Origin of the sequence: Christiangramia qingdaonensis, assembly GCF_048381525.1 — a bacterium.
Lineage (GTDB): Bacteria > Bacteroidota > Bacteroidia > Flavobacteriales > Flavobacteriaceae > Christiangramia.
Window position 1 is genome coordinate 153,659 of record NZ_JBLWIM010000012.1, and the last position, 5,879, is coordinate 159,537.

Here is a 5,879-nt window from a genome sequence, read left to right on the forward strand (position 1 = left end):
TGGGGATATTACCAGAAGTCAGCGATACAGGGTACAACTGGAAGAAGCCAAAAACTTCGCAGAAACACTACTGGCGAGCAGAGAGCAGTTCATGGCGGCGATCACTCATGATTTGCGTAGTCCATTGACAACCGTGATGGGATATACAGATCTTATACAGAAAACCGATCTTGATGAAAAGCAGGCTTATTATTTAAAGCAGATCAAAAAATCTTCAGAATTTATCCTGAGACTGGTCAATGATTTGCTGGATCTTTCTAAGCTCGAAGCGGGAAAAATGTTGATAGAAAAACTAGCTTTTCACCCTGGCAAATTAATCGAGGATACCGTAAATAATATTATTCCTGCGGAAAGGACCAAAAATGTAACCATTGAAATTGTAGTTGCTCCTGAAGCACAAATGCAGCTGGTTAGTGATCCTTTCAGAATTAAACAAATCCTGGCAAACCTGATTTCAAATGCCTGGAAATTTACGGAAGAAGGAAGCATTGTCATCTCTGCAAATCTTGTAAAACCGAAGAAGAACAAAGAAATTCTCGAATTACGAGTCAAGGATTCCGGCATAGGGATCTCAAAAGAGAAACAGGATAGTATTTTCGAGGAATTCTCCCAGGAAGATAACAGCATTGAGAAGAAGTTTGGCGGTACTGGTCTTGGACTTGCCATCACGAAGAGACTGGCGCATTTATTAGAAGGTGACATCAGGGTTGAAAGTGAACCCGGGATGGGAAGTGAATTTATCATTGAAATTCCTGTGGAGAAATATCAGCTTTCTGGTAAGAAATCTTCAGATCAAATAATCGAGAAGAATTATGCTGCTTCTGGACTAAAGGCGCTGGTAGTAGATGACGAACCTGGACAATTATCCCTTACCGTAGAACTATCCAGATCTATGGGTTTCGAAATTGACACGGCGGCAAATGGTAAGATCGCGTTGGAAAAGATCAGCCAGAAAGATTATGATCTTATTCTCACCGATATTCAAATGCCAGTGCTGGATGGTTTTGAACTAATTAAGACTATTCGCGGTACCGATGAGATCATGCATTTGCCCGTTATCGCTTTATCGGGTCGTACAGATCTTGAGAAACAAGTCTATATGGATGCCGGTTTCGATGAAAAATTACTTAAACCCTATAAATCTGCAACTTTAAAAGATACCATTGCTGAAGTGCTCGATCTGGAACATAAAGAAACAGTTTCCAGTAATGTACAGGGAGAATCTACAGAGCTACAAACAGGACTTTACGATCTTTCCGAGATTTATGAATTTGCTGGTAAAGATGATGATGCATTTAAAGAAATACTTCGGGCCTTTATCGAGGGAACCAAAGAAAGTATGGTGCAGTTAAAATCGGCATGGGAAAGTCGAAACGAAGATGAATTGGGCAAAACTGCCCATAGAATGTTACCCATGCTTAGACAAATGCAGGCTCATACTATCACACCAGATCTACAAAAGCTTGAAGAAAGGAAAAATATAAACGAAACTGAGTTCGTAAGTCTTGAGGTAAAGCTTGAACAGCTAATAAACGATATCGAAGCGAAAATTAAAGCTTGATCCCGTATTGCTTCAGCTTATTATAAAGTGTCTTTCTATCTATAGAAAGCATTCTGGCGGCTTTACTTTTATTACCGTCGGTTTTCTCAAGAGCGTCGAGAATGAGTTGTTCTTCATTCTTATTCTTAAACAAGCCGTAATCATTTTCCGTAGAACGACTGGAAGTTGCGATCTCATGAGGTAGAACTTTCAAAGGAATTAGATCTTCCTGAGTAAGCAATACTGCTCTTTTTACCATATTCCGAAGTTCACGAAGGTTACCAGGCCAGTTATAGTTCTTAAATGCATCTATTGCTTTGTCTGTAAAGCCAAGCACATTTTTCTCCAGGTCCTTGTTCGCCTCATCAAGAAAATGGTTCGCAAACAACATCAAATCCTCTTTACGCTCGCGAAGTGCAGGAATTTTTATAGAAAACTCATTAAGTCTATGGTAAAGATCTTCACGAAAATCACCTTCTTTTACTGCATTCGAGAGATCTTCATTGGTTGCTGTTACCACGCGAATATCTACTTCTATTTCGTTATTACTACCAACAGGCTTTACACGTCTTTCCTGAAGCGCACGTAATAACTGTACCTGAAGTTCATAACTCAGATTTCCAATTTCATCAAGAAACAATGTTCCGCCATTAGCGGCTTCAAAGTGACCGGTTTTATCGTTTATCGCGCCAGTGAAAGAACCTTTGATATGACCAAAGAACTCGCTGGAAGCTATCTCTTTAGGGATCGCTCCACAATCTACGGCGATAAATGGCGCATCCCGTCTTTTACTCTCCAGGTGGATGCTTTTAGCCACCTGCTCTTTTCCCGTACCACTTTCACCGGTGATCAAAACCGACATATTTGTTGGGGATACCAGTTCCACATAATCGGCAAGTCTTCGGGAAGGTTCACTAACACCCTCTACAAGATCAAGTCGTTGTGTCGTTGAACTGGATTTGCTAGCTTTTTTTGCGGGTTTCGCGGTAACTTCTTTTGGCGCTACCACTTTTGTACGCAAAGCATTTTCTATTGTTTGTAATATAGATTCAGGTCGAAATGGCTTGGAAACATAATCGAATGCACCTTCTTTCATCGCATTTACAGCCATGCTAATTTCAGCATAACTCGTCATCACGATCACCTGGGTGGCAATATCCTTAGCTTTAACCCTTTTCAGGATCTCAAGACCATCATGATCTGGTAGACGAACATCTGTAAGTACAAGCTCAAAGTTGCTTTTTTCAATCTTATTGAATGCTTCAGCTGCAGAAAATACCAGCTCGACTTTATACTCCCTTTTCTCTAAAAAGGTTTTGAGCATAGTACCGAAGGCAACATCGTCTTCAACGACCAGAACTTTAGACATAGAATAGCTTTAGTGAGCTGCAAAGGTAAGAATCTTTAACTCATATGGTTTTAAAAGAAAGCATAAAAAAAGAGGCTTTAAAAAAGCCTCCTTAGGTAGCCTGCAAAATTTAAATTTTTGCAAGTAACTGGTTTCCATTTGATCAGATCTGCGTCATGAACTTTAAATTTAGAGAAATGGATCTGGTGTTAGTTGTTATGGTTGTTGCAGCTAGGCTGCTACCATTTCTATAAATTAAAAGTTTTCAAACTCCATATTGGATCCAATATGCCTTGAGTTGGGTTCTCATTGATCAGACAAGTTCTATTTTTCAGTATCTTCTTCTTTAAGCCAGTTTCCATCAGAATCTATAAAAACTTGCTCTTGCTCACCTTTTACATCAAGGTTCAATTTATAAACCTTGTTTTCATCATCTTTGGTCATCACCCAGGCTTCACTAGCTACTGCACCATTGTAGTCGGTCAAAATTGCATCTTTAATATTCTGTGGTAATGAGATCACATCGATAGATTCAAATTCTGCAGTTTCCTGTTCCATTTCCACTTCGGTCTCCACTTCTATCTCTTCATCCTGTGCGTGTAGGTTTCCTGTAGTAAAAAATAAAGCTGCAATGGTTGCTGTACTTAAAATAAACTTTTTCATAATGATTGTTTTGTGGTTATGTAAAGAATAGAGTCAAAATCATACCAAATTGGAACAATTCTACGGAAGCATCTGAGAACTAACAGATTGGATGAATTGCTTAATTTTATTTCACACTTATTTATGTAGATATTCTGTGATTTTTAGGATATGAGTGTAGAAAATCAGAGTCATTTCCCCAGAGGTACATAAATACAGAAAGGGCTCCCGAGGGAGCCCTTTCAATCCGAAAATCTAAATTATAAAACAAAATAAATTAAGTGTAACTCATTTTGTTCCCAATACTAACCTATTTACTTAATAGTAATAATTATACCAAAACTTAAAAACTCCCTTCAGCCACCTTATAACCCACCATACCAGTGAGATAAAAGATTAATAGACAAATTTAAGTTCAATGCCATTTCAAGAAATTACGTGGAATCTACAGAACAACTGAGGATTTAATACCCACATTTACTTCAAAGGATCTTTTCTATTTGCCTTGATCTCTGATCTTTTCTTTTTAGAGTGCAATCTTTTCAGTTTTGACGCCCGGGTTGGTTTTGTCTTCTTTCGAGGTTTCTGTCTTTTAAGTGCCGATTTTATCAATTCCAGAAAATTGTGAATGACGATCTCGCGATTGGAATGCTGACTCCGGGAATCTTCACTCGACATCTTCAAAAATCCCTCGCGGTTGATCCTGTTTTCAAGCTTCCTTCGGATTCTGCCTTTTTCGGCTTCTGAAAGTCCGTTGGAATTCTCAACATGAAAACCAAGTTCCACTTTTGTAGATGTCTTATTAGCATGTTGCCCACCAGGACCAGAACTTCTTACAGCTTTAAACTCAAGTTCTGTTTCAATTTGATGTTGATCCATTAAGCTGGTTGATGAGAATCCTTCAGCAGGTCGGAAACGGTTTTCACAGGATTAAAGGTTTCCACAGGAACTTCTACAAAGATCGTATTCCAGCGTGCCATTCCACCATTCCATAAACCAGGTCTCTCTAAAGCTTTCAACTCCTTACCATCTTTTGTTTTATCTGCAATAAAACTCATGTCTTCATCTACATACTCATTAAGATCATAAGCTTCTCCCTTGTGGTCTTTGAGTCCGCAAACAATATCCACCGGATTAAAATGTGTAGCTTCACGAGCTGTTTTAGCCTGTTCGGGATTGTCATTATCGATCTGTGCTCCTTCAATTATTTGTAGAGAAGTATTCCCGTCGCTATCTTTCACAAGGAAAGGACCTCCGCCTGGTTCACCTTCATTCTTGACCATCCCGCAAACCCGCAATGGTCTACGAAGTTTGTGTTTCAGGTTTTCCACGAACATATCGCCGTCACTACCAGATTTTACGAATAATTCATCATTCAGAAATGTCTGAATCTCATCCAGTTTTTCATGAGATACATTTCCTTTGTCCAGGGTTTCAAGGTACTCATATACTTTAGTCTGAACCTTCAACAGTTTTCCTCCCAGTAATTTCTTATGATCGGCCACCTGTTGAACTTTATCTTCAGTAACCACATTATCGATATTCTTTACAAATACGATATCTGCATCTAACTGATTCATATTTTCGATGAGCGCGCCATGTCCTCCGGGTCTAAAGAATAAGGTATCCTCCTTAGTTCTAAATGGCTCAAATTCGCCAGTGACCGCAATAGTATCTGTTTTTGGATCCTGGTAAGAATAATGGATCTCGAATTTAACCCCTGTAGCCTTCTCTACACGTTCTCCAACATCATTCCATTCAGCTTCAAACTTCTCGCGATCTCCTTCAGCTACCGTAAAATGAAGTCTGGCAACTCCATCTACAGCAATATATTTTGCGGCTTCGAATAAATGTTCTTCAAAAGCCGTGGAAATATGAGTGTCGTATTTATGAAATGGAACCAGGCCTTTTGGTAAATCACTAAGATAGAGCCCATCTAAATCGAGAATCGTATGTACCAGGATGGAATGCTGATGATCGTGGGAAAGATTCTCATAGCCTGGATGGCTCTTTTTCGCTTTGTTCACCGCATGTTTATAGAAAGGCAATTTATCTACATGGTTAAAGAATCTTTGAAGATCTGCATCACCTTTTTTATCAAGATATTCTCTTAACTCATCATTTTCCGGATCGAACTCTTCGGAAAAGTTATGCAAAGCCTTGAACATTCTGGAAGCTGCACCAGATGCCGGCACGAACTTAAGGATACTGTATTTAGATTTTTCTGTATTATAGAAATCTATCAATTCATGTTTTTCAGCAGCTTCAATCCTGCTAATTCCTTTTCCTACCGTAGCAGCTTCGGTAATATTTACTTTCAGGTTGCCTCGTTCGAAAATGGCGATCTGG

Annotated in this window: 5 protein-coding genes; 1 reads left to right on the forward strand and 4 read right to left on the reverse strand. The window is 39.1% G+C overall.

Going from position 1 to position 5,879, the window contains the following annotated elements:
• The coding region (locus tag ACNI3T_RS05560; protein ID WP_418226981.1) for a hybrid sensor histidine kinase/response regulator at window positions 1-1,561 on the forward strand (1,561 nt) is incomplete at its 5' end.
• Here the strand turns inward: ACNI3T_RS05560 and ACNI3T_RS05565 are convergent.
• The 4 genes from ACNI3T_RS05565 to ACNI3T_RS05580 form a co-directional block, all read right to left on the reverse strand.
• Window positions 1,551-2,909: a sigma-54-dependent transcriptional regulator gene (locus ACNI3T_RS05565; RefSeq protein WP_418226982.1), complete on the reverse strand. Its 1,359-nt coding sequence runs from the start codon at window positions 2,907-2,909 to the stop codon at window positions 1,551-1,553. The two genes, ACNI3T_RS05560 and ACNI3T_RS05565, sit on opposite strands and share 11 nt — an antisense overlap.
• 303 nt (window positions 2,910-3,212) lie before the next feature.
• Entirely contained in the window at window positions 3,213-3,551 is a 339-nt protein-coding gene (locus tag ACNI3T_RS05570; RefSeq protein WP_418226983.1) for a hypothetical protein, read from the reverse strand.
• Window positions 3,552-4,007: 456 nt separating this feature from the next.
• Entirely contained in the window at window positions 4,008-4,409 is a 402-nt protein-coding gene (arfB, locus tag ACNI3T_RS05575) for an alternative ribosome rescue aminoacyl-tRNA hydrolase ArfB (RefSeq protein WP_418226984.1), read from the reverse strand.
• On the reverse strand, window positions 4,409-5,879 hold a 1,471-nt coding region (locus ACNI3T_RS05580), incomplete at its 5' end, for a DUF4301 family protein (RefSeq protein WP_418226985.1). The genes ACNI3T_RS05580 and arfB, both read right to left, overlap by 1 nt.

Bases quoted from the DNA above. Each gene is read 5' to 3' on its own strand.
- ACNI3T_RS05570 (WP_418226983.1), bottom strand. From the start codon at position 3,551: ATGAAAAAGTTTATTTTAAGTACAGCAACCATTGCAGCTTTATTTTTT.
- arfB (WP_418226984.1), bottom strand. From the start codon at position 4,409: ATGGATCAACATCAAATTGAAACAGAACTTGAGTTTAAAGCTGTAAGA.
- ACNI3T_RS05565 (WP_418226982.1), bottom strand. From the start codon at position 2,909: ATGTCTAAAGTTCTGGTCGTTGAAGACGATGTTGCCTTCGGTACTATG.